This window comes from Ktedonospora formicarum (genome assembly GCF_016587355.1).
Classification (GTDB): Bacteria; Chloroflexota; Ktedonobacteria; order Ktedonobacterales; family Ktedonobacteraceae; genus Ktedonobacter; species Ktedonobacter formicarum.
Map to the genome: position 1 here is coordinate 1,438,252 of NZ_BNJF01000002.1, position 22,023 is coordinate 1,460,274.

Below are 22,023 nucleotides of genomic sequence, written 5' to 3' on the forward strand. Positions count from 1 at the left end.
GGTCATATGAAGGGCAATTGAAGTGGATATTAGCGAAATAGTCATCGACGGCAATAAAAAAAAGAGGGAAGTGAGCAAATTATACATTAACAGCAAAGTGCCACTAGCCACCTTTGGCTTCTGGCTGATCAAAATCTTGGCTACTACATTTGGTGAGGTTGGCGGCAATTTGGTCAGTATGGATATGGGATTAGGGTATCTCAAGGCAACAACCATCCTAGTGGGTTTATTTGCCCTGCTGGCTTTCGTGCAGATTATGACGAAGCGATTTCATCCTTTCCTGTACTGGGGAACGATAGTTGCATCCACGACTGCTGGAACAACGCTTGCGGATTATGTGACCCGCTCTCTTGGGATTGGCTACACTGGCGGCTCGCTACTCCTATTAAGCCTTGTTATCGGTTCTCTGATTACGTGGCGCAAAGTTTTAGGGCGAAATTCCGCTGATGATATTCTAGACCGACGTGCTGAATGCTTCTATTGGCTCACCATAACATTTTCGCAAACGCTAGGAACCGCATTGGGTGATTGGTTTGCCGATACCGCTGGGCTTGGTTACATCGGCTCTTCATTCGTGTTTGGCTTGGCGCTGCTAAGTATCGTTTTTCTTCACCATCGCCGCGCACTAAATGGAGCGATTCTGTTCTGGGCAGCCTTCATCCTTACCAGACCATTTGGTGCTGTCGTTGGCAATTTCTTTGACAAGCCAATCGACCACGGCGGACTTGCTGTGAGCAGAGCGATGCTTACCTGCACTTTGTTTGCCCTTATGGCGCTTGGTGTGTTGCTCTTTCCCCAGAGTGCCAAGAAGATTAACACTAAGAATAGCGCTTTGTCAAAAAACACTGCCACGATTGACTCATAGGTTTGCTGCAAGTTTAGCTGGAATCTCCATATTTACAGATGGGGAGAACAGCGCCATCCCTGACCGGTATCGTGCGTGAAAGACCACCCATGCTCCAAATACATCTCCGCTCCATCGCGAAGGTGAAGTTTGTAGCGCACTCGCCGGATAACGACAAGAAGAACGATATACGTAGGATATTCGAGAACGTTGAAAGGAGTGCCGATGCGTTCATGAAAAGATGTTTGTAGTCTGTGTAGCGAAATGTCTTGTACCTGAGGATGGTTTTCTGGCGTTGTTCTTTTATGGAGGAAGATGTACAACGGGACAATTCATGGGGTGCTTCTCATCAGGTGTTTGTGTCTCAAAAGAATATGCCATAAGCCGCTTCTACGCCACATCAGACTCTGAGTTCTGACAGAACCGCAAGAAAAGACGCTCTCTCATGGATCCGCTATAGATCAGTAAGCTGCTACCAGGTGTAGAGCGGCGAGCAAAAGCAGTAAAAGAAGCATAAAATTGCGAGAGAGCTCCCGTAGTGCCCGATGTCCTGCTCCTGGTAATGCTACCAGGAGCAGGACATCGGGCACTACGGGCCTTATTTAAGTGTATGAAGCAGGCCAGCGAGGATGCCCATTGTCAGAGCGGGATCGCCAAAGACATGAGCCAGAGCATGAGCCGTCAGATTGGGGGTCATGCTGCGCTTGCCAATGACATGGAGAAGAGCGACGATGGAGAAGAGGACAAAGCCAGAGATGGCATATTCAGGAAAGTAGTGAAAGCCGACCAGGCCATGATAGGAGCCAATGGTGGCTGCGGAAACCAGTATCTGTATCCAGGCTTTGACTCCAGCCCGACGCAGTTGCTCCATCAGGAAGCCACGAAAGAGGATCTCTTCCCCAAACGCCAGAACAATGCCCATCGGGGCCATTACAAAGCGTTCCCAGGGCAGATCGAAGAAGGTGAGCCCGTTCCTGGCGGTGTTAAGGTAGGATGTGGCGGTCCAGAGCGAGCCAAAAATCACTGCAATGATTATAGCTGTAACAGTGGTACGTTTGCCCCAGCCGAGGTCTGCCAGAGTCTCGCCGTGTGCATGCTGCCACCAGTAGACCAGGGCGATCACCAGCGCGCAACTGACAAAGAAGCCACAGTCGAGATAGAGTGAAGCCAGGACAAGATCGTTTCTCATGGTTCTTGCAAGGTAGTCGGTGAGAAAGGCAAAGTTCGGGAGCGCGATGATAATCCAGCCCACAATGGTTGCTCCCAGGACATTCCGCCAGGCGATCAACGGTGTGAGAGGACGGCTCTGAGCGGGAGCCTGCGTTGTTGCTGTTTGTGTCATATGAAAACTCCTTGTGAAACACATGCAATTATTGCATATTGTTTAACAAGTAAAACATAGGAGTATATTCAGTTGAAACGGCCAAATGATGGAAAATGTGTCCCTCTTTTTGTCGGGCTTCGGATGCAATCAGAAGGTGGACCTGCGATTCAGCCAGAAGGTTGAATCCCGATTCCACCAGGTGGCGCTTGCCTCCTGGCGTATTTTTGGCGATACTTTCTGAGATGGTAAAAGAGTCCATTCTGTTACAGGAGGGAAAGCATGCAGCAACGTATCTATTATGCCGGACAGGTCACCCCCGAAAATCTGGCCGACGCCATTGTTGAAGCGTCTCAATATACACGGCGAATGCGCGCGCAGAAAGTGAGCGGCGGCCGTGCGGTCATGGTGCAGATTGGTCGCTGGGAGTTTCATCATCTGGAGCGGGCCGTGACCGTAGGCATTGCCTGTAAGCCAGATGATCAGCGCTATCTTGTCGTGAGTCTGGGCGAGCGCGATTGGGTGAACGAAGAGGCGCGCGGGCAGGCGGTTCAGCAGCTTGTTCGTGGCGCAGTAGTCAGTGCCCTGATGACTCCGTGGGCATTGTTCTCGATGGCCTCGCCCGCCGCGCGCTTGCTGGTCAGGGATACCACTACTGAGCGCCAGTGGGCACTGATTGAAGCGGCTGTGATGAGACTGGGTGGAACGCTGGTCGAACAGCGCACCCTCACCCCTCCTCTGTAAATGATGTGTGTTGCATGGTATACTTGGCTGGAGTCTTTCTGGATGGAGATCGATGCTCCAGTCGGTTTTAACTGGATCGCACGACGAGGTCAAAGTATGCTTTGCATGTTGCCATTTATGCCCACGAGAAGGAGCGCTCATGGTTCGTCGCCATCAGCATGGATGAACTGGCTTCCTCTTTTTCACGCTAGCGCGTACCTGGCTATGGCTGGTGCGGTAACTTTTGCCATGTTGCCCGCTCAAGATTGGCAATCCCGCACCCTGGCGCTCGGTGGCTGCCTGGTGTTTGCGCTCTGGTATGGCATTTGCGTTTTTGTCAATCCGCTCTGGTGGATGAAGCATCTTCTTAAAACCTGTGGATACCTGGGGATCAGCTGGATGATCTGGCTGGGACTGGTCTATCTGAATGTCAGCTTCTTTGACATGCTGTATATTCTGTTTTTGCAGATCTTTCTTTTTCTCCCTCTATCCTGGAAAATAATCGTTGCACTGATCTTACTGGTCTTTTCCACGTTTTTTGTCTCGTTGGTATATGGCATGAATAATTCCATCTATTTTTTTCTTGGCATTATGTTTGTAGTGATCCTTACTGCGTTTTTTGTCTCCTCCAGTATTAAACAAAATTATGTTCAGCATAATTTGATTAAAGAGCTGGAAGAGACCAGGCAGGCGCTGGCACGCGCGGAGAGACAGGCAGGCGTTATTGAGGAGCGCCAGCGCCTGGCCTACGAGATTCACGATACGCTGGCGCAGGGCTTTTCCAGCATTGTGATGCACTTGGAGGCCGCCGAAGCCAAGTGGCAGGGGGAAGCAACGGTTGTGAGTGAGCATATAGATCGGGCCAGGAGGATCGCTCGCGAAAACGCGAGCGAGGCGCGTCGCCTGATCTGGGCTCTGCAATCCGAGGCTCTGGGCCGCGCTTCCCTCGGAGAAGTACTGAGCACACTGGTAGCTCGATGGTCTAGTGAGAACGAGATCTCCGCCAGCGCGGCTGTGACTGGGGATATCTACCCCCTGCGCCCGGAATACGAGCATATACTGCTGCGAGCTGCGCAGGAGGCATTGACAAATGTGCGCAAACATGCGCAAGCCTCGCGGATTACCATGACGCTTTCCTATATGGACCAGATGGTGACGCTGGATATTGAGGATAATGGAACTGGCTTTGAGCCGGGCGCCAGAGAAGATCTTGTGGATCTGGCGGGAGCGCAGAGTAGCGGTTTTGGTTTGAAAAGCTTGAGGGAGCGCATTGAAAAGCTTGGCGGTACACTGACTATTGAAAGCGCCCCTGGAGAAGGGACTATTCTGGCGGCCGCCTTGCCTACGCCATCCCAGGAGAATCAGGAGCAGACTCTATGAGTATTCGTCTGCTTATCGTCGATGATCATCCTGTAGTACGCGAAGGCCTACGCGGGATGTTGGCCAGCCAGCCCGATTTGAGTGTTGTTGGTGAGGCTTCCAACGGTCAGGATGCGCTTGAACTGGTGGAGCAATTGCGCCCTGATGTTGTTATTATGGATCTGCGCATGGCGATTATGGATGGAACCACCGCGATCGAAAGCATCCGCCAGCGCCACCTGGAGACGCCTATTCTGGTGCTGACCACTTTTGAGAGCCGCGTCGATATCCTGCGTGCCCTCAAAGCGGGCGCCACCGGCTATATGCTCAAGGATGTTCCGCGCGAGCAGCTCTTTGTTGCAGTAAGGACGGTCGCGCAAGGGAAATCGGCGTTTGCCCCTGAAGTTGCAACCTTTCTCTTACAAGAGGTCCGGCAGCCCGCCAGCACGCTTCTAAGTTGGCGCGAACTGGAAGTACTCCGACTGGTCGCCCGCGGTGCCAGCAATAAAGAGGCCGCACGCAGTCTGCATATTAGCGAAGCCACCATCAAATCCCATCTCCTCAGAATTTTCAATAAACTCGGCGTTGATGACCGTACCGCCGCAGTCACGCGTGCGCTGGAACAGGGATTATTGCCGTAGCCAGTGATGGCATGTTCACCACCTTCTTCGGCCCGTTACCCTTGATAAACACAGGAGTACCTATATTTTCAAGTATCGCCTCGGAGGAGGGCGGGGTACGTGGGAAACATAGGAACAATCACAGTCTCTAACAAAGTCGTTTCTTTTTGCGCATTAGGTGCGATAAAATTGGTAAATAAGGCTAAGAGCAGGTTTTAGGGCGAAGAGTGAGCAGCGCAACTATTGGCCGACAGAGAAATCCTCCAGAAGCAGCTTTCATCTCTCAGTGTTTGTAAATGTATGTGACGGGAGACGAGCCATAGATACTTTTTCGGTGACAGATTATTCCTCTAGTCGTCAAAGCCACGATAGATCCCATCATCGTCAGCACTCTCCGCAAATTCCCAAAAGAACATGTTTGCAATCGACAGATTATTCTCAACACCCCACATTTCAGAGGGAATAACACGAAAGGTACGACCAGGCTCTTCCCACAAGTCCACAACGAGGATGGGGTGCTCTTCATGTGAAATCGTTATGGTATCGACGATGAAGACAAAGCCTACATCCTTCTTCGCGTGTTCGACGATCTCCTCTACAGTGATCTCTTCAAGTGCTGAGTCGCTGACGAAAGTAACGTTAGCCTGGAAGTCACCGACGGGCTCTTCGATGAGTGCACAAACCATCCGCCATACACTCTCATCCGAAAAATCGGTTCGTAATACTGTAGACTCTTCCATTTCTGAGATGTTTTTCATTATAGCGTGTCCTCGCAATAGCTGCGAGGAATGCGTAGCAATACCTGCAGGTATTCGGCATTCCCCCTGTACGAATGGGAGGTGAAGTGCTCTCACAGTCTATCAGACTGCGATGAGGCATGCGATTTACACCTCTTGTGGGGGAGTATACCAGATGGAAAGCGCTTTTCCCAGGAACGCTTGTAGCGCTCGTAGTCGCATTGAAGAGTCACCTTTGCCTGATGAGTCATGCCTACCTCCGTCTGATCCTCACTCCCAGGGTATCAAATGAGCTTTGACAAAGCACTTTTTGCTTAAAATGCCTATGAACTCTTCTTGCGCGAAGTGAAGAGATTGACAGAACGTAAAGCAGTTTTTGTAAGTGCGCGGCCAACGGAATTTTCCATCACAATCATCTCCAACGATTGCTTTGAACTCTTGACGGCGGCAAAACTGTAGTGGAGCATTTCGGTGACGTACTCTTTAAGAGTTCCAGACATGGTTTTCTCTTGTCTTGCTACTGCGATCAGTTTCTGGCAAAGCAACTGAGCATCTCTGAGGGCCGTGTTACCTCCGATCCCGCGCGTGGGAGGCATACTATGAATAGCGTCGCCGAGCAGTGTGATGTTTTGGCTTTCCCAGGGCGCAATGGTTGTAGCGATGCGCAAGGGCGTTGCGATAACTGTGCTCTGATCTGTCAGGCTAACTAGGTGTCGCAGCGTCGGATGCCAATCGCCTATCATGTCCTGAGCTATCTGGAGCAGCTCGCCTCCTGGCAGTTGTTGCAGATCTCTTTGCATTGGGTAGTTCTTCTGTCTTGTGAGGAAAGCCCAGAAGTAATAATCGTTGGTATTCTCGAACAGCGTGCTGGCCTCCCCCAGCAAGGCTTCCTCGTTGGCCCCAATCATGCCCCAGATCCGCTCCCCGGCCTTGCTACTGAGGTTGTGGACGGCAGAGAAGAAGCCACGTCCTTTGGGTCCAAGCACAATGGTTGCCCAATCGAGCTGGTTAGCGACGAGCAGTGAGTGGACCTCGGGGTCAGGGCCACTTTGCCCATGATAGCTACTGTCCCGGTCTCAACGCGTTGGGCCTGGGGCAGGAATTGCTGGCGGACACGGGAATTGCCCCCATCGGCTGCTACCAGTAGATCGCCTGTCGCGCTTGAGCCATCCGCAAAGAAAGCGGTCACCGATCCATCAGCGTTTTCTTGATAGTGTGAGTAGCATTTATCGAGCTGGATAACATCATCCAGTTCCGCCAGTAGCACCTGGCGCAGGGTGATGCGACTGACCGAGCGAGATGATTCAAGCAGATTGTTCTGTTTGGTCAAATCTACGGCAAATTCCATCAGATGATTGAGTTGCTCATCACTCATCAGCAGGCCCGTGCCCGCGCTCCCGGTGGTCTTGATGTAGGCGTCGAAAAGATGAGGAGGCAGGCAGTCGTGCAGAGCGCGATTGCCCATTGCCTCGATATGGATGCGGTACCCCTGTAAGCGTTCGTTGTGGGTCCGATCACGTTCATAAACAGCAACGCTGATGCCCGCTTTTCTGAGTCCCTGAGCCAGGCAAAGTCCGCCCAGACCGCCACCAATAACCATGACGTGAAAAGATTTCTGAGACATGTATGAAACCCCTATATGTGTACTTATGTCCATTTTTACTCTCGAGCGGCATCGTGTGTTCTCGTTGTCTAGAGTATAGTTTCAGCGCAGGGTGAGGCGTGTCACCCACAGGGGTGAATCAAGGGGTGAAACTAGAGGTCAAGCTGGCGAGCAATTTCGACCGCCTCAAAGCGGTTGGTCACATGGAGCTTCTGATAGAGGCGCTGCAAATGCGTTTTGACAGTATTGAGGCTGATTACCAGGTGCTCGGCAATCTCCTGTCGCTCCATACCGTTTGCGAGCAGGCGTAAGATTTGCCGTTCTTGCGGGCTTAATGAGGCAAGCAAGGTAGCAAGGTCAGAAGATGGTATATTGGGATGCACCTGCCTGCTGTCAAAGGCTTGTAGAATAGAACGGATATAGGTCTGAAGCGATTTTTCGCGCGTAGTATTGAGCTGTGCAGAGAACAGCGAGGCGACAATCTCCCCTTCATCGAGGAACAAACGCAGGTAATGTTCGGAATACGCAAGCTGGATAACCTCACTGAACTGCTTTCTGGCCTCCTGGGGCTGTTTCCGTTGAAAATAGGCAAGGCTCAGTAAAAGATCAATCTCAAGTATGCTGCGCAGGCGTTCGTTCGACACAGCCTCTTCCTGCCAGGGCTTGAGCAGAGTCACTACGTCCTGGGCTGCGCCGTTGTGTAAAAGCAAGCGAGCCCGCATCAATACCTCTCGCTCTTGCTGAAATCGCGAAATGGAGGGGGGAGTCTCGTCGGTAAGTGAACTGAGCCAGCGTTGAACAGAGGCGGTATCACCTGCGGAGAACGCGCAGTTCGTCAGCCAGAGTGAGACCTCGCGATATTGCTGCAGAAATTGGGTGGGATCGAGGTGAATCAATAAGGCCTGGAGCATTTTAATAGCCTCTTGTCTCTTGTCATAGGCAGCAGCAATCCTCGCTAGAAGCAACGTTGCCTGGACTTGCAAGAGCCGATCATTGATGGAGGTGCTGATCGCCAGCGCTTGCTTTGCTTGTTGTTCTGCCTTGGTCAAGTGATTATGTTCATAAGCGAGCTGTGCCATTCCTGCCAGTGCTCTGGCCTGGTCATTCGAGCCCTCTCTCGCTTCACGCAGAACCGTTTGAAAGAGTTCTTCAGCCCTGGAGAGTAGTCCCTGTTCAATGCAGAGTTCTCCCAGAAGCAGCCTGAGCACGATGGCTCCTTCCTGTTCTTGTGTATCTCCAAATGTAGAAATCCCTGAGAGCATGGCCTGATAGGCGGATTGAAAATGCCCGAGCCAGCGAGCTTCTAGGGCCAGCGTTGACTGGCAGATCACACGCCAGATGGATTGTTGCGGTGAAAGAATATCAAGCGCCTTGTGTGCGTCAGGTGCTGCCTGTGAGATCTTCCCTTGACGAATGAAGATCATAGCGCGCAAGGCATAGACCTCGGCCAGGGATGTGATCTGCTGTTGGGCTTGCCATTGATCTTCAGCATATTGCAAGAGTCTCATAACGTGGATAAAGGTTGATGCTTCGAGTTGATCCGAGTTTGAACTGAATGTGAGAGCGGAGGCATATACAAAGCAGAGTCGCGGTGAAGTAGCAAGAAGATCTCCGGGCACTAGTTGCAGCCAGCGTTTAATGGCATAGATGTACTCACGAAACGTGTTAAAGGGTTCTAGTAATCGCTCAAGCAGTGTAAGGACATCTGTGTAGGCGCGGCGTTGGAGCGCTAGCACGATAGCTTCTTCCAGCATTCCATTGTGCTCAAACCAGCTTTGTGCTCGCTGCAGACAGAGCGAGAAGCGCGCTTCCCCCAGACAGCGCCGGGCCTCTTTTTGCATCGCCTCAGCAAAGGATGTATGATAGCGATACCAGCCTTCCGAACCTGGAAGCGCCTGGAGAAACAGACCAGTGTGCTCAATCTCTGTCAGGATCTGCTCACTCCCCGTGTTTTCAGTGACACTATCGCAAAGAGGTGCGCAGAGCCGCTGAAGAATACTGGTCTGAAGTAGAAATGCTTGTATGCTTGCAGGCTGTGCGTTCAGGACCTCCGTAATAAAGTAATCGAGCAGATAGTGGTGGCGACCTGTAAAGGAAGAGAGAAATTGCTGTACATCGTCAAGATGAGTATGATCCTGGAAACCAAGCGTGAAGAGTCGTAGTCCCGCAGCCCATCCTTCAAGCTGTTCATCTTGACTTATCCTACACTGTTATCGTGTTGTATTTAGTGTAGCAGGAAGGGGTATCGTTTGGCAACTGACGCATCACCTGAGGTTTGCGTCAAGTTGTCCCCTTGGGAAAAACCTGGGCGACCACGCAAGGCTTATGTGTGCATCCAGACTATTCTCGTCCTTCGTATTGATCCAGAGAAAAAGGACATCGCTGCACCTCTCCCTTGCATCTGGCGGAGGGGACGGCTGTAAACCGTGTAGCCTAGCTGACCTTCATATACGTCAAGTCGAAGTTCCGTTCCCAATGCTCTCAGCCAGAAGAGATCTCCCAGCGAGCAGTGATGGTTCTGCCGCCTGGGTGAAAGTTGCCTATAAAGCGTTGCCAGAAGCCTGGGGCCCGTCTCCATTGTTTCCACTGACCATTCTAATCGGGGTCCCAACATAAAAACCTTCTATGTATGAGACCTCGTCAGCACATCCCTTACCCAATGTGAGTGCCACTTTGGGATTGTACGTAAAGCCTGGCATAAGTTGAAAGCCGATCGGCATGCGCAGGAGAGTCTTGAACACAATAGAGGCTCTTGGATTATAAAGTATGTGAGCCTTTCAATTTTACCAAGATTGAAAGGCTCCTGATGGTCGTACTATTTATCAGACAAGGCTGAAGGCATGCGTGTAGAGCATGTCATCCCGAAATTGCCTGTCATCCGTTTTGACAAGGGAGAAGGTATAATTCACAGGTGTCCAGCAGTCCAACGATTTGTTACATCGAAAAACTGCTCTAGATGCGACAGGTTACGCTCAGGTAATGTAAATTCGAAGAGTCTGCATACCACTTTTTCACTAACTTACAAGGAAAACGGGCGAGATGGCTTCACTCTGTTTTCCCCTTAATGACTCTGCATACAGGCGAGAGGAAAAAAGTTACTCTATGATGCGTAGGGCAACTTTTCCGCGTATCGTGATGCTCACCAGCCCTATCGAGTCCTCTCTCAATATTCCCTCTCCCCATCAACAGAGGTGAGGAATGCCACCCTGTTTTCAATAGCTGATTTCTCATCGCCCGGAAGAATTGTCTCGTTAGGTTTGTAGGAAAGCGTCCCTCTTGTCAGAATGATGATGAGAAGCGCCACTCCCCCAAAGCCGATAGCAGTGGCAAACGAGGGAACCACGGCATTTACCTTCCCAAAGAGTTGGTCTAGATCATGTCCATTGAGAGAGGCAGCAGCATGAAAGAGAGTAGCAATGAGCAGGCTGCCACCTGTATTGTTCCAGAGCCAGGTATAGCTGACCGATTTCGCTGTCGTCTGAAACAAAAAGAGACAAAACAGGGGCAAGGAAAGCGTGATTGCAGAGCCCATTGGGTTTTGTGCCGGAATAAGCGATAGCGGTAGATGCCAAATTCCCCATAAGATGCCCAGAACGATCGTTCCTAATAAAGGACCGGCTTGCTTTTGCAAGCGAGGGAGTGCGAAGCCACGCCATCCTCCCTCTTCCCAATTGAGCGAGAGAGCGAACAGCACGTGCATGAGATACGACCCCAGGAAAGTGGGCAGATTCTGGAGACGTGGTGTGGAGAAGAGACTGACCGCCAGCGCCAACAACAGTGGGCATCCAAGAAGGATTAAGAGGTACCATTTGAGGGAGACACGCCACTGGATATAGCGCTTGAGTAAACGGATCACTCCGGGCTTTCCTTCCAACAGGGCTGTTAGGATAAAGGCCGCACCGGTTGGTCCGAGCGGCACCCCCGGTGTGAGGCTTGTTAGAAGCGGCGGAAGATGATAGGGAAGCAGGCCAATGCCAGACTGGGAAAGGGTAATAGGGAGTTCGAAGAGCCAACTGATCCCAAAGGCAAGGAGGAAGTAAGCAAGCAGCGAATGATTCTGGAGCCAGGTACGTCTGGGAGAAATATGTGTTGTGCTTAACATGCGTTTTCTTCTTTCTCTCTTCGATGAAGCGTACAGCTTGATATTCTAGATAGTGAGGAAGGTTCTCTCACGCTCAACAAGTATAGGTAGAAACAGCGAGGAGGATGGAGTGAAAAAAGGGATATTGTGACAGCCTAAAGAGCCATTTTTAAGAAATGATGTTGCTAGAGGTGAAGAACCAATCATCCTATGCCTATTGATCCTGACGCTGTGACGAATGGCATATTGTGCGCTTGCTCCTTTTCATCTATGCTTGTTTCAAAACAAGCTGTATGGGCCAGGCTGGCTATAGACTCGAAAGGTGAATACTCCAGGATGCAAGAAATGGTATCGTCACGCAGATCAATGCGATTTCCCGAACAGAGGCGACTTCTTTGGTGGCTGGCTCCCAAACCGTTCGATTGGGTGTCCTCTTCCCTCTATCTTGGCATCTTGGGCATTTCCTTCTTCAAGCTGGGAATCAGATGTTCTTGTGTTTCTCAGGCCAGAGCTATAGAACTGACGGTGGCGATCACCATTGTTATCCTGGCTTTGCTCTCAATCGATCGCATGGAGTATCGTAGGTATGGAGAGGAAGTTCCGAAGCGAATGGCCAGCATCTTGTTGATCATCCGTATCCTATTGATTGAAGGGGCGGTCCAACTTGAGCGCTTCTACCTCCTTCCCCTCAACTATGCTGACATACTGTATTTGATCCCGCCTTACCTGGCCACGCTCTCTTTTGGGCACAGGATTGGCTTCTGGATAGCTCTCCTTGCTGGGGGCGTCTATTTTGGTCAGGAAACGCTCTTTTCATTCCACTGGTATACCAATCTGGGTAGCCTCTGGACGGCTACCCTCTTCTGCTTCGCTCTGGTATTTTTGCTGACCATGGCACGAACAGTCACCCAGGAAAAAGCCAGCCGTATGCAGGCAGAACAGTTACTGCAAGAGATCGCATGTTCCCATCAACAACTCACCGTTTATGCTGAGCAGGTGGCTGAACTTGCTACGCTCAAGGAGCGCAATCGAATTGCTCGTGACATTCACGATGGCCTTGGACACTCCCTCATGGCCATCACTGTCCAGTTGGAAAAAGCGCTGGTCTATCATGAAGTGTCCTCTCAGGAAACCATTCAGGCGGTTCGGGCGGCGAAACAGGTGGCCAAAGAAGCGCTCCAGGAGGTGCGTGGTTCTGTACGTGCGCTCCGATTGAACCAGGAAGACTTTTCCTGCGTCAGGGGTATGACCTTCTTGATCCAACAGTTGTACACGAGCCAGTTCGCCGTGGACTACCACACTATGGGAGATGAAGCTGACTTTTCCCAGGAAATACGCCTGACCCTCTATCGAGTAGCTCAGGAAGCCTTTACGAATATTCAGAAGCATGCTCATGCGGAAAAGATCGAGGTGATGCTCCAGTTTGATAAACAAGAAGCTCGCCTGCAGATATGCGATAATGGATGGGGATTTAATCCAGAACTTGTCCAGCGAAAAGTGGCAGAAAGCACATCTGGCTATGGCTTACAAGGGATGCGGGAACGAATAGCCCTGGTCAGTGGACATTTCCATCTGGACAGTTCCCCTGGTCACGGAACCCATCTGTTAGTGACTCTACCCAAAGCAGGTTCGGCTACGCATCAAAGCGAGCATATCCAAACAGAAAAGAATGGGTATGATGATGAAGCTTAGCGAAAGACATGACCCTCCAGTGCGTGTGTTGGTGGTCGATGATCAGCAATTGGTACGTGATGGCATCGCATCGCTCTTACAAGTCCAGGACAGCATAGAAGTTCTGGCAACAGCCGCCAATGGACAGGAGGCGCTTGAGGCTGCTCTTCACTGGCAGCCGAATGTAATCTTGATGGATATTCGTATGCCAATTATGGATGGCGTGTTAGCAACAATCCAGCTTCGCCGCCAGCTTCCTTCTTGCCACATCCTTATGCTTACGACCTTTGACGATGACGAGTACATCCAGGACGCTTTGCAAGCAGGGGCACACGGCTACTTACTCAAAGATATTCCGGCGTCTGACTTGGCTCTGGCAGTTCGTGCAGCCGCTCAAGGTATCTATCAATTCGACCCATCAATTGCTGGCAAAGTGGTTTCTTCGTTCGTTCCATCGACGAGCAGGAAGGCTAGCGAGATGGAAAATGATCCAGGTGATCTTTCCTCTCCCATTTCTACGGGACGACGAGCCAACAGCGCATTCGGGGAGACCAGTCTAGGAGATTTGACGAAGCGCGAGATTGAGATCTTGCGCTTCATTGCAACAGGCGCAACCAATCGAGAAATTGCTGAGTGTCTGGTGATTAGCGAGGGAACCGTGAAAAATCATCTGTCCAATGTGTTCAGCCGACTGGGCCTGCGAGACCGAACGCAAGCCGTGATGTATGCGCGTGAACGCGGTCTTCTCTAAGAGCCTGAAAAAATGAAGCTGGTACGGAAGAATGAAGCTGACGTTCCAGGCAAAAAGACACACGCCATCATCAGGACATAGAGCCATAAGTATCATTATAGTTCAAGAAACTGGACAGGGCGACTCACTGTTCCGCTATTTTACAGAAGGAGCATGCAAGCGTTGATAGGTCGTCCACAATGGCTCAAAGCCACACCGGGACCAGAAGTGCGCAGCACTTGGATTGTCAGGATTGTACCAGAGCAGGTATCCATCCAAGGTCAGAAGCCGCCGCATTTCTGTCCACATGTCAAAAGAGGCTTGCACCAGATGACGACCAACACCTTGCCCACGAGAGGATGCGGTCACGCAAACATTATCCAGGCACCCATAATGCCCAGATGGCGTGAAGCCAGGCTCATCCGTGTTTCCGATCTCAACGAGTGTATTCTCCGCCATCCCAATGACGGCTCCTGCTGCATCTGCTACCAGAACCGCTGGTGCCCCTTCAACGAGACTCCTCCCCTCCCAGATGCACGCCAGCTTTGCACGAAATGCGCGCAACACACGTGGGCTCTTGCGTACAAAGGGTGTGTAGTGCTCATGAAAGGTGAGTTCTTCCTCGAAGAGAGCCACTAGCGCCTCTTCATCTTCCGGGCGCGCATGGCGCACCGTGAACGATGACGGCGGATGAGATGCGCTCGGAAGGGGTTCACGACGCAAGGCGCAGACGCTATCAAGAGCAAAACCATGCAAGAGTAGCAACGGCTCCAGCCAGCGATCATGGCTCGGCCAACGAATCAGCTCACCTGTCGTCCTCTGCACATGCCAAAATGTTGCCAGCGCGAGAAGCCCCATCTCAGCAACGTCATGAGCATCATCATCCTGTGGATCAGAAAGGACCAATGCCTGAGTGATGCCGTTTCTTGAGGTTAGAAAGGCGTGCAAGAGACTCATCTCGGGAAGAGGCCAAATGCCTGGTTGCACATATCCACGCACGCGTCCAGATGGTCCCAGGATGACGATGCCATCCTCAAGGCCATGTTGAACCCTGTCTTCCAGTTCCATCGCGCTCCGTTCAGGATGTAGGCATGGATCAAGTTGCCGTTGACGCTGCTCTTGTCGTTGCCAGAGAGCGACGATAGAAGGAATCGTTGAAGGGACATCCTTCACAAAAAGCAGAGAATGTGACATCGTTTGAATCCTTTCGACTGATGCTGTGATTCCAGCGCTGCAGGAGCGCTTGATTGCTCGATAATTTTGGCCTGCTGCTCCTGGAAGGCTTCCCATTTTGCCTCACTATTAGACAACATACTACATATGGCGGCAATTATCAGGCTGCCACATGCGACTGCAGAAGCATTATAAGAAGCCATTGGACAAGCACTCCTCACCATTACTGCCCTGGATGTTCATGGATGGTTTGGCTACTGTGGCTACTGCTCAGGTCCAGACTCACCTTCCCAGAGAGAAGGATCTTATAGGCCCAATGTTAAGGGAGGCCTCGTGGGATTACCATTTGCCCGCGTGTGCTCCCCCATCAATATGCAAGACCTCACCTGTAATAAAGGAAGCACCTGTGAGATACAGTACGGCGTCAGCAATTTCCGATACCGTCCCTATTCGCTGCATTGGTTGAAGCTGTTTCAAAAACTCAGGATCTCCTTTTTGCGAGAGAGGGGTATCAATCGTCCCTGGGGCAATGGCATTCACCCGAATCCCCTCATGTGCATATTCAACAGCAAGTGCTCTTGTGGCAACATTCAATCCCCCTTTGGTGAGAATGGGAATGACTGCTGGCGCACCTACGATAGGTTGATCGGCAATAGTCGCCGAGATGTTGATGACATGACCCGATCTTTGTTTTCGCATCTGGCGAATGCTCTGTTGCGTGAGAAAGAAAAAGCCAAAGAGATTTGTCGCCACAAGCTTCTTGACATCTTCAGCAGTATAATCAGTAAAGGGTTTGCCGATAAAAATGCCTGCATTGTTGACCAGGAGGTCGATACAGCCAAACCTCTGCACCGCTGTCTCGACGATCAAAGCCGCCGTTTGCTCATGGGCAATATCGCCTTCTACAAGGGCAAGCTGCTCAGATGCGATCAACACTCCCGCTGTGGTAATGGTGCGGGAAGTAGCGACGACGGCATACTCCTGTTCAAGCAAAGCACGGGTCAGACCAAGCCCAATGCCACTTGATGCTCCTGTCACAATCGCGACGTTTCTCTTACTCATGTGAATCCTTCTTTCCTTCTGTTGTAAGGCTCGATGTTAATCTGCCAACAAACCTGGACGGTCCGTTCGCAACTCAACAGTATCCAGTCTAAGATCAATGTTTCTGATTGACAAGTACGCACCTTTTGGTAATAATTGAGAGCGTGATGCAAGACCTGTTGAGAAGGAGGTATTTATGGCCAGACAAAGTGAAATGGTCGGCGCAAACAAGCCCGAACCATTGAATGCACACTGTCGCTCACGCGAGATTTTGGAACTCATTGGAGGGAAGTGGTCCCTCTTGATTCTCTGTTTACTCAAAGCAGGACCGATGCGCACGGGTCTGATGATGCGAAGAGGTCAGGGAATTTCGCAGAAAATGCTCACGCAAACGCTCCGTGAGTTGGAGCGTGCAGGCGTGGTTGAGCGTAGGAGCTATCATGAAGTGCCACCCCGTGTGGAATACAGCCTGACCCCTTTAGGAGAAACATTGAGTGTCTTGGCCCTCCAGATTGAACACTGGATTGTCGAGAACTACGAACAAGTCATCGCAACTCAAGCACTCTTCGATACGCTTCACTCTGAGGATACGTACGCGAAAAACGTGAAAGGATAAAGTAGCGTTCCCAGGAGATGTCGTTTCCTGCCTTGAAAAATTTTCCACCGTCGTAGCCACGGTCATCTCCTCTCACGGAGCTGGTTTTGACGGATTGGCTGTTTAAAATGGCTGCGCTCAGTTCGGGTTCCCTCCCCACACCTCTGTAGCACGGAGTTTTTCTCTGGAACAACCCCATGCAAAAATTTGCTGCACCCAACGTGCTCCAGGTCATGACGATTAGTGTGGGGTGTCCCACGCGCTTTTGCAAAGAGAAAACATTATGAGTTAGCAGTGAGAAGATGAGCCTTTATGGGGCGATCATCTCGTGGAATTATTCGCCGTGGCAATCTGATTCACCAAACGTTGCAGTAAAACCGCATTCGGAACATCCTCCACTCTGACCAAAAGCCTATGGAAGATGCCTCGCTGATCGGCAACAACACATGTACGAGTGTCCACCAGACGAGGAATTTGCGCCCAGGGAATATGTGCCTTCCCACTGTCGAGGCCGCTCTGATTCACCGTCAAAGGGCCAAAGTGAATGGGATCACCATTCTGGTAGGCGCCTATCACCTGCGGTAGCCAGAAGCGCGCGGTCTTATCCTCAATCATGTCTCCCAGATGGGTAATTTTTTTGAGTTCGTTTATCAGGAGTATCTTCTGGCCGTTGGAGAGCTGGATGGTATAGGTATGTATAGCTCCTCCCTTTCCCTGGACGCACTTGTGATAAAGTGATTGGATGCCCTCCCAACGGAGAGGGATCATCTGATCATTTTTGCTGTATATCAAACCGTTGCTGAAGGTATACACCCGCGTGTTCCTGTGCAGAAGTATCGTGTACCATATAATAATAAGAACAACCGGAATAACAAATAAGAGAGCTCCCGAGAGACGGAATAGAATATATAATGCTGTGGAATGGGGAGGGGAAAGATGAGGATAGCCACTACTATGATGAGTGCAACGATCATGATGCTCAACAATGTACTTACCATCGCTAGAGGATGGGTGTGGCGTGGCTCGTAGATCTCGCGAACCTTTCCTAACTGATGCATGGTTGCCTGCCGAGAGATCCCCTGTGGCAACGTGCTGTGTGAAATTCGCATAGATGGATTTGCCCCTGTCATTTATTTCTTTGAATGGTATCTGTAAGGATGTGTATATGAGAGAGTATATATGCTTCTTTCTCAACCTGAATATACAATGCCTCACATTGATCGATAGATGCATAAATATCCGATGATCCACTGGTATCTCACTATCAGCATGTGAATCCTGGTAGCAGAAGGAGTAGCATGTGTTCCTATTTATGAAAGTTGATGGGACTGATGTGTGACAACTTTCATGCTGATCGTTCAATTTTTTGCGATCTCCACATCTGCAGAAACGGAGAGGAGCAAGAGAGGCAAACAGAGCAAGCATCTGCGCTCATCTTGCTCCGTTCCCTGACTCTTGAGCATCTCTTCTCTTTACCACTCAGCAGAAGAGGTCTGTGCCGACCCTGCCACTTCGATCAATCGATGCATCAAACTCAGAAAGGTTGGAGCTTGCTCACCAAGTTCCTGAAAAAATTGGTCATCAGCTTTCTCAACCACGGCCACTGCTCGTCGCGCAACCTCGCGCCCTTCTGCGGTCAATGAGACCGCCTTGGCACGTGTATCGGTTGGATGAATGGTTCGGGTGAGTAATCCTTTCTCCTCGAGCGTGCGCACCACCTGGGATGTCATCATGATATCGGTGCGGGCATGGCGAGACAGGGTCGCTTGGCTCACCAACTGTTCCATCTGCTCTAGCCAGGCGACGCTTGCCAACAGCACGAATTGGACATGAGTAATTCCCAAAGGCGCAAGCGCGCTGCGAATGTGGTGCTGCCAGAGATTGGTCAGTTGCCAGAGCAAAAAGCCCGAACTCTCATTTGCTTGTTCGAAACGAGAGAGCTTCACTGGCATCTTCCTTTCCAGAAGAAACGTTCACACCCATGGCGCGAGCTATACGTTGAAAATCCGTGCGGGACACTGCGAGATGGCCAAAGCGAAAACGCGCTCCCCAATACCGTTTATCCGGCAAAAAGGCCAGTTCTTCAAGCACCTCCTGGATGGGAACTGGGCGACAGGGAAGATAGTGAACGTTATGACGGAACGGCTGAAAACCATCAGGGAGCGTGACCTGGTAAGGAGTTTCGGACGTAATCTGCCCAATGGCTGTAAATGCTTGCAGGGGAGCGCCAGATGGATAACTTGTGCGCGGAGAATAGTAGATGAGCCAGTCCCCTTGACGCATGCGAGCAGCGGGGGCACGCTTCCCGTGGTTGAATTGGGCAATGCCCAACTCAACCCCCCTTTGTACATGCTCATGTGAGACAACACCTATCCAGAACCGGATCTCAGTCATGGTTGTCCTCCTCAGCATAGCGGGCCAGATGAGCGACGGTATCGTTTAATTCTTCTTGCTTAAAGTCCATCTGTTGAGCGAGGAACTCCGCATCCGGGCCCTCGATTTCAATGATATGGGTAATTTGAGTCCCCGAAGCTAGAGGAGTCAATTCATGGCGAGCGATGATGGCATGGTCTGGTCCAAGGGGAGTACGATCATCAAAGCGACGCCCTTCTTCGACGTAAGTGATTGTAAAGGGCAGTTCTGGTCCCCCCACAGGTTGTAGTGTGCCAGCAGTACCGACTACGAAGGGACCATCAGGCCAATAGAAGGCCATCCCATGATCCCAACGAGGCCAGTTGGCGACATCACAATAGATGGCCCATACACGCGAAGCCGCAGCACGAGTGCGGGCAGTTGCAGTCAGAGTCCACATAAATGCAAGTCCTTCCTTTTCATAAGCACGCTTATTATAAGCGCACTTATGAAAAATGTCAAGAAGTTGACCATTGTTCCAGAAGATGAACATGTGAAAACCGCCTTGTTCTGGGGCAGGCTTTCTTTATGAGTCCTTTTTTTACTGATTACCGATCTCATAATCTCCCAGGAGAATGAAGATATAGGCACGCTTCAACAAGCGTACCAGTAAAAAGAATGGAGTCTTTTGTTTTGGCAAATAAATTACCTCCCGGCGTCCTTTCCGCTAGTGCTATCAAACATCTTCAGCGTCTTGGTGCAACCTATAACCCACGCGAGAACCCTGAGCAGGTTACAGTGGATGGGAAGGTGCTTCCTGAACCGATCCGCCAATTTTATCAAGACGTGGCCTGGCCAAAGAGCGTGAGCTATAAAAATGATGATAGCGCCCGGGTCTGGGTCTGGATGTTTGAGCCTGGCATGTTTTATCGCGAAGGGATGGACGAATTTGGCTTTTGCAAGAGCCATCCGGGCATGTTTGTGATTGGGATCGCGGATGGTGGAAATTACTATGTGCTGCTTGATACAAATAGCAAGCCAGAAAATCCCAACATCTACAAACTTGATTCTGACTCTTCCGATGGGGGTGGCAACTATGCTTCTGGCCCTATGAATCTTTCTTATTTCCTCTCCACCTTACAGGTCGAGGAATAAACTATCAAATAAATATGACACATCCCAAATGTACCATTGGGGCTTAACTTCACGCTGAGCGCCAAGCACTTGCTCGTGAGTTTGGCGCAACTGACATTGCCGAGGAGCGCGGTGATGAGGCAATCAAAACCATTTTGGCTTTGACTGAAAGCATCGGTGTGGACGTGGCGCTTGAGTGTGTTGGGACAATGGAAGCGAATCAGACGGCCTTTGCGATTGCTCGGGCTAGTGCCATAGTTGGTCGCGTTGGTCTGCCTAACAATGTAGAGATTCCTGCCGAAGGGACATTCTATCGTAATGTTAGGATGCGCGGTGGTCCCGTTCCGGTTCGTGCCTACATGACCGAACTGCTTGATGGGGTCCTCGCTGGCAAGATTCAACCTGGTCGCGTCTTTGATTACACTACCGACCTTGACCATATTGCCGATGCCTATGCCGCGATAGATGAACGCCACGCGATTAATCGCTGGTCAAAGTAAGGACAAGCGAGAAAACGTGAGATCGGAGAAGAAGTGAAATCGGCAACGAGATTCGTCATCATCGACATATCTCCAAAAGCGTATGTGCGCACCACACAGGCGACGGCCATCTGGTTCGCACGCAGGCAAAGCGGGGAAATGCCCTCTCCGCCTTGCCCAGTGGTAGTGCACTCCTTTAGCTAGCTCCTGAGTTTCGCCGCAGTCTCGGCGAGGCGCGAAGCGTATCCCCATTCATTGTCGTACCAGGCCGCGACCGAGACAAAATTTCCCTCCTGCACCTGGGTCAGGGGGAGATCAATAATCGAAGAATGGTAATCGCCGACGATGCGTGCTGATGCCCATTCCTCTTTCAGCACATCCATAATCCCTTTCAACGGCCCCTCGCTGGCTGCCTGGATAAAGGCGGCGTTCACTTCCTGCGCTGTGACCGTGCGTTCGGTGATGAGATTGAGTTCGGCGATGCTACCGGTCTTGATGGGGACGCGATACGCCTTGCCTGTGATTTTCAGGTCCGGCCAGATAAACTTGAGGGCTTTCGCCGCGCCTGAGGAGGAAGGAATGATATTTTCTGCTGCCGCCCACGAATCGCGCCGGTCGCGCATGGGCTGGTCGGTTAAAGATTGCGTGTTGGTATACGCGTGAACCGTTGTGAATAAGCCATACTGGATACCAAATTGCTCCAGCATCACTTTCACTACGGCGGCAAGGGCGTTGGTGGTACAGCTTGCCATGCTCACGATTTTGTGGGCCTGCGGATCAAAACTCTCCATGTTGATGCCAGGCAGCAGAACGGCGTCGCAATCCTGAAGGGTTTTGCTCGCGGCGCTGATGAGCACTCGCCTCGCGCCACGGTCAAGATGAACCTGCGCTCCGGCGCGAGTGACGGCACGACCCGTACAGTCAACAACCAGATCGATGCCCATCGCTCCCCAATCGGGTACTTCTTTGGACGAATCAATATAGGGAATATCACGCCCACCTATCAGAAAACTGTTTTCTCTGGTGCTGACATCTTCATGCCAGCGGCCATAGTTACTATCAACTTGAAAGACGGCGGCTGTCGTCTCAAGATCTCTAATGTCGGCAATCACAACGGGTGTGAACAGATTCCGCTTCAATGCCGATTTGAGCATAGAACGTCCAATACGACCAAAACCGTAGATCGCAATGTTACTCACACATAATCTCCCTTATCTTGTCTTGCGAAAGTCCTTCTCAAGCAAGAGGACAAACATCTCACCGAGAAGTATACTAGGAGATATCGAGAAAATGGAACCCTTTTCTCCACAGTTTCTGGCGCTGCTGCCAAATATCACGTCGCACAGCCACGAAAAAAGAGTGCTTGCCGGGCCTTACCCACTGCTCAAATTCCGCCGAGTCAGTAGCCAGGCGGCCCGTCTGAGCACGGATGTGCATTTTCCGTGCTATTAGTTGGAGAACCTGGAGGACTGTTCTGCCTTTCAAGGAGTACAGCTCGCGCTGCTCAAACAGGCATGTTGGGCCGTTTTTAGACGCGAAGCAAAGAAGACAGAATTGCAA

21 protein-coding genes and 4 pseudogenes are annotated in these 22,023 nt (G+C 51.0%); 9 read left to right on the forward strand and 16 right to left on the reverse strand.

What is annotated here, in order from left to right:
* Positions 1-70 precede the first annotated feature (70 nt).
* Positions 71-865, forward strand: a complete 795-nt coding sequence (locus K3T82_RS25050; protein ID WP_220196520.1) for a COG4705 family protein — start codon at positions 71-73, stop codon at positions 863-865.
* A 53-nt stretch (positions 866-918) separates the two neighbouring features.
* Here K3T82_RS25050 and K3T82_RS50015 read toward each other — a convergent pair.
* Together K3T82_RS50015 and K3T82_RS25055 are read right to left on the reverse strand one after the other, a co-directional pair.
* Positions 919-1,180 (reverse strand): annotated as a pseudogene (locus K3T82_RS50015) (IS6 family transposase); the annotation flags it as partial.
* Positions 1,181-1,442: 262 nt separating this feature from the next.
* Positions 1,443-2,186, reverse strand: coding sequence for a CPBP family intramembrane glutamic endopeptidase (locus K3T82_RS25055; RefSeq protein WP_220196284.1), 744 nt, complete (start codon positions 2,184-2,186; stop codon positions 1,443-1,445).
* 261 nt (positions 2,187-2,447) lie between these two features.
* Here K3T82_RS25055 and K3T82_RS25060 point away from each other — a divergent pair, with 261 nt between their 5' ends.
* From K3T82_RS25060 to K3T82_RS25070, 3 genes are read left to right on the forward strand one after another with little or no spacing between them, the layout of a single operon-like run.
* Positions 2,448-2,909 carry a hypothetical protein gene (locus K3T82_RS25060; RefSeq protein WP_220196285.1) on the forward strand — a complete coding sequence of 154 codons (462 nt, stop codon included), beginning with the start codon at positions 2,448-2,450 and terminating at the stop codon, positions 2,907-2,909.
* Positions 2,910-2,951: 42 nt separating this feature from the next.
* Complete coding sequence (locus tag K3T82_RS25065) at positions 2,952-4,268, forward strand: sensor histidine kinase (RefSeq protein WP_220196286.1); 1,317 nt, start codon at positions 2,952-2,954, stop codon at positions 4,266-4,268.
* The gene (locus K3T82_RS25070; RefSeq protein ID WP_220196287.1) at positions 4,265-4,888 is read left to right on the forward strand and encodes a response regulator; all 624 of its coding nucleotides are present in this window, start codon (positions 4,265-4,267) and stop codon (positions 4,886-4,888) included. Before K3T82_RS25065 ends, K3T82_RS25070 begins: the two co-directional genes overlap by 4 nt.
* Positions 4,889-5,217: 329 nt before the next feature.
* Here the strand turns inward: K3T82_RS25070 and K3T82_RS25075 are convergent, their stop codons facing one another.
* From K3T82_RS25075 to K3T82_RS25100, 6 genes and pseudogenes are all read right to left on the reverse strand, one after another.
* Positions 5,218-5,625: a DUF6924 domain-containing protein gene (locus K3T82_RS25075; protein WP_220196288.1), complete on the reverse strand. Its 408-nt coding sequence runs from the start codon at positions 5,623-5,625 to the stop codon at positions 5,218-5,220.
* 302 nt (positions 5,626-5,927) lie between these two features.
* Positions 5,928-6,512, reverse strand: coding sequence for an FAD-dependent oxidoreductase (locus K3T82_RS49625; protein WP_220196289.1), 585 nt, complete (start codon positions 6,510-6,512; stop codon positions 5,928-5,930).
* Complete coding sequence (locus K3T82_RS25085; protein WP_220196290.1) at positions 6,509-7,228, reverse strand: FAD-dependent monooxygenase; 720 nt, start codon at positions 7,226-7,228, stop codon at positions 6,509-6,511. The genes K3T82_RS49625 and K3T82_RS25085 overlap by 4 nt, the downstream gene beginning before the upstream one ends.
* A 131-nt stretch (positions 7,229-7,359) precedes the next feature.
* The gene (locus K3T82_RS25090; RefSeq protein ID WP_220196291.1) at positions 7,360-9,048 is read right to left on the reverse strand and encodes a LuxR C-terminal-related transcriptional regulator; all 1,689 of its coding nucleotides are present in this window, start codon (positions 9,046-9,048) and stop codon (positions 7,360-7,362) included.
* 30 nt (positions 9,049-9,078) lie between these two features.
* A pseudogene (locus K3T82_RS50890) lies at positions 9,079-9,408 on the reverse strand (winged helix-turn-helix domain-containing protein); the annotation flags it as partial.
* Positions 9,409-10,370: 962 nt separating this feature from the next.
* On the reverse strand, positions 10,371-11,309 hold the full coding sequence (locus K3T82_RS25100) for a CPBP family intramembrane glutamic endopeptidase (RefSeq protein WP_220196293.1): 939 nt from the start codon (positions 11,307-11,309) through the stop codon (positions 10,371-10,373).
* 504 nt (positions 11,310-11,813) lie between these two features.
* Here K3T82_RS25100 and K3T82_RS25105 point away from each other — a divergent pair.
* On the forward strand, positions 11,814-12,980 hold the full coding sequence (locus K3T82_RS25105) for a sensor histidine kinase (protein WP_220196294.1): 1,167 nt from the start codon (positions 11,814-11,816) through the stop codon (positions 12,978-12,980).
* The gene (locus K3T82_RS25110) at positions 12,964-13,710 is read left to right on the forward strand and encodes a response regulator transcription factor (protein WP_220196295.1); all 747 of its coding nucleotides are present in this window, start codon (positions 12,964-12,966) and stop codon (positions 13,708-13,710) included. The genes K3T82_RS25105 and K3T82_RS25110 overlap by 17 nt, the downstream gene beginning before the upstream one ends.
* A 135-nt stretch (positions 13,711-13,845) precedes the next feature.
* On the opposite strand, the gene K3T82_RS25115 is transcribed toward K3T82_RS25110, so the two are convergent.
* The gene (locus K3T82_RS25115; RefSeq protein WP_220196296.1) at positions 13,846-14,883 is read right to left on the reverse strand and encodes a GNAT family N-acetyltransferase; all 1,038 of its coding nucleotides are present in this window, start codon (positions 14,881-14,883) and stop codon (positions 13,846-13,848) included.
* A gap of 318 nt (positions 14,884-15,201) precedes the next feature.
* A complete protein-coding gene (locus K3T82_RS25120) occupies positions 15,202-15,924 on the reverse strand; it encodes an SDR family NAD(P)-dependent oxidoreductase (protein WP_220196297.1) in 723 nt (240 codons plus the stop codon).
* Positions 15,925-16,099: 175 nt separating this feature from the next.
* Between K3T82_RS25120 and K3T82_RS25125 the strand changes: the two genes are divergently transcribed.
* Positions 16,100-16,519 (forward strand): winged helix-turn-helix transcriptional regulator, encoded by a 420-nt coding sequence (locus K3T82_RS25125; RefSeq protein WP_220196298.1) that lies wholly within the window; start codon positions 16,100-16,102, stop codon positions 16,517-16,519.
* Positions 16,520-16,530: 11 nt separating this feature from the next.
* Here the strand turns inward: K3T82_RS25125 and K3T82_RS25130 are convergent.
* The 5 genes and pseudogenes from K3T82_RS25130 to K3T82_RS25150 all read right to left on the reverse strand — a co-directional run.
* Positions 16,531-16,655, reverse strand: a pseudogene (locus K3T82_RS25130) (IS5/IS1182 family transposase); the annotation flags it as partial.
* Between the two features lie 164 nt (positions 16,656-16,819).
* Positions 16,820-17,923, reverse strand: coding sequence for a DUF6585 family protein (locus K3T82_RS49630; RefSeq protein WP_307811147.1), 1,104 nt, complete (start codon positions 17,921-17,923; stop codon positions 16,820-16,822).
* A 47-nt stretch (positions 17,924-17,970) separates the two neighbouring features.
* Positions 17,971-18,444: a MarR family winged helix-turn-helix transcriptional regulator gene (locus K3T82_RS25140; RefSeq protein WP_220196300.1), complete on the reverse strand. Its 474-nt coding sequence runs from the start codon at positions 18,442-18,444 to the stop codon at positions 17,971-17,973.
* A complete protein-coding gene (locus K3T82_RS25145; protein WP_220196301.1) occupies positions 18,413-18,892 on the reverse strand; it encodes an EVE domain-containing protein in 480 nt (159 codons plus the stop codon). The genes K3T82_RS25140 and K3T82_RS25145 overlap by 32 nt, the downstream gene beginning before the upstream one ends.
* On the reverse strand, positions 18,885-19,310 hold the full coding sequence (locus K3T82_RS25150) for an SRPBCC family protein (protein WP_220196302.1): 426 nt from the start codon (positions 19,308-19,310) through the stop codon (positions 18,885-18,887). Before K3T82_RS25150 ends, K3T82_RS25145 begins: the two co-directional genes overlap by 8 nt.
* Before the next feature lie 233 nt (positions 19,311-19,543).
* Here K3T82_RS25150 and K3T82_RS25155 point away from each other — a divergent pair, with 233 nt between their 5' ends.
* Positions 19,544-20,005, forward strand: coding sequence for a hypothetical protein (locus tag K3T82_RS25155; protein WP_220196303.1), 462 nt, complete (start codon positions 19,544-19,546; stop codon positions 20,003-20,005).
* Between the two features lie 65 nt (positions 20,006-20,070).
* Positions 20,071-20,484, forward strand: a pseudogene (locus K3T82_RS25160) (zinc-binding dehydrogenase); the annotation flags it as partial.
* A gap of 179 nt (positions 20,485-20,663) precedes the next feature.
* Here K3T82_RS25160 and K3T82_RS25165 read toward each other — a convergent pair.
* Positions 20,664-21,662: a type I glyceraldehyde-3-phosphate dehydrogenase gene (locus K3T82_RS25165; protein WP_220196304.1), complete on the reverse strand. Its 999-nt coding sequence runs from the start codon at positions 21,660-21,662 to the stop codon at positions 20,664-20,666.
* Positions 21,663-22,023 lie beyond the last annotated feature (361 nt).

Bases quoted from the DNA above. Each gene is read 5' to 3' on its own strand.
- K3T82_RS25065 (WP_220196286.1), top strand. From the start codon at position 2,952: ATGGAGATCGATGCTCCAGTCGGTTTTAACTGGATCGCACGACGAGGT.
- K3T82_RS25150 (WP_220196302.1), bottom strand. From the start codon at position 19,310: ATGTGGACTCTGACTGCAACTGCCCGCACTCGTGCTGCGGCTTCGCGT.
- K3T82_RS25120 (WP_220196297.1), bottom strand. From the start codon at position 15,924: ATGAGTAAGAGAAACGTCGCGATTGTGACAGGAGCATCAAGTGGCATT.
- K3T82_RS49625 (WP_220196289.1), bottom strand. From the start codon at position 6,512: ATGATTGGGGCCAACGAGGAAGCCTTGCTGGGGGAGGCCAGCACGCTG.
- K3T82_RS49630 (WP_307811147.1), bottom strand. From the start codon at position 17,923: ATGCTTGCTCTGTTTGCCTCTCTTGCTCCTCTCCGTTTCTGCAGATGT.
- K3T82_RS25115 (WP_220196296.1), bottom strand. From the start codon at position 14,883: ATGTCACATTCTCTGCTTTTTGTGAAGGATGTCCCTTCAACGATTCCT.
- K3T82_RS25055 (WP_220196284.1), bottom strand. From the start codon at position 2,186: ATGACACAAACAGCAACAACGCAGGCTCCCGCTCAGAGCCGTCCTCTC.
- K3T82_RS25090 (WP_220196291.1), bottom strand. From the start codon at position 9,048: ATGCAAAAAGAGGCCCGGCGCTGTCTGGGGGAAGCGCGCTTCTCGCTC.
- K3T82_RS25145 (WP_220196301.1), bottom strand. From the start codon at position 18,892: ATGACTGAGATCCGGTTCTGGATAGGTGTTGTCTCACATGAGCATGTA.
- K3T82_RS25075 (WP_220196288.1), bottom strand. From the start codon at position 5,625: ATGAAAAACATCTCAGAAATGGAAGAGTCTACAGTATTACGAACCGAT.
- K3T82_RS25060 (WP_220196285.1), top strand. From the start codon at position 2,448: ATGCAGCAACGTATCTATTATGCCGGACAGGTCACCCCCGAAAATCTG.
- K3T82_RS25125 (WP_220196298.1), top strand. From the start codon at position 16,100: ATGGCCAGACAAAGTGAAATGGTCGGCGCAAACAAGCCCGAACCATTG.
- K3T82_RS25110 (WP_220196295.1), top strand. From the start codon at position 12,964: ATGATGATGAAGCTTAGCGAAAGACATGACCCTCCAGTGCGTGTGTTG.
- K3T82_RS25070 (WP_220196287.1), top strand. From the start codon at position 4,265: ATGAGTATTCGTCTGCTTATCGTCGATGATCATCCTGTAGTACGCGAA.
- K3T82_RS25085 (WP_220196290.1), bottom strand. From the start codon at position 7,228: ATGTCTCAGAAATCTTTTCACGTCATGGTTATTGGTGGCGGTCTGGGC.
- K3T82_RS25100 (WP_220196293.1), bottom strand. From the start codon at position 11,309: ATGTTAAGCACAACACATATTTCTCCCAGACGTACCTGGCTCCAGAAT.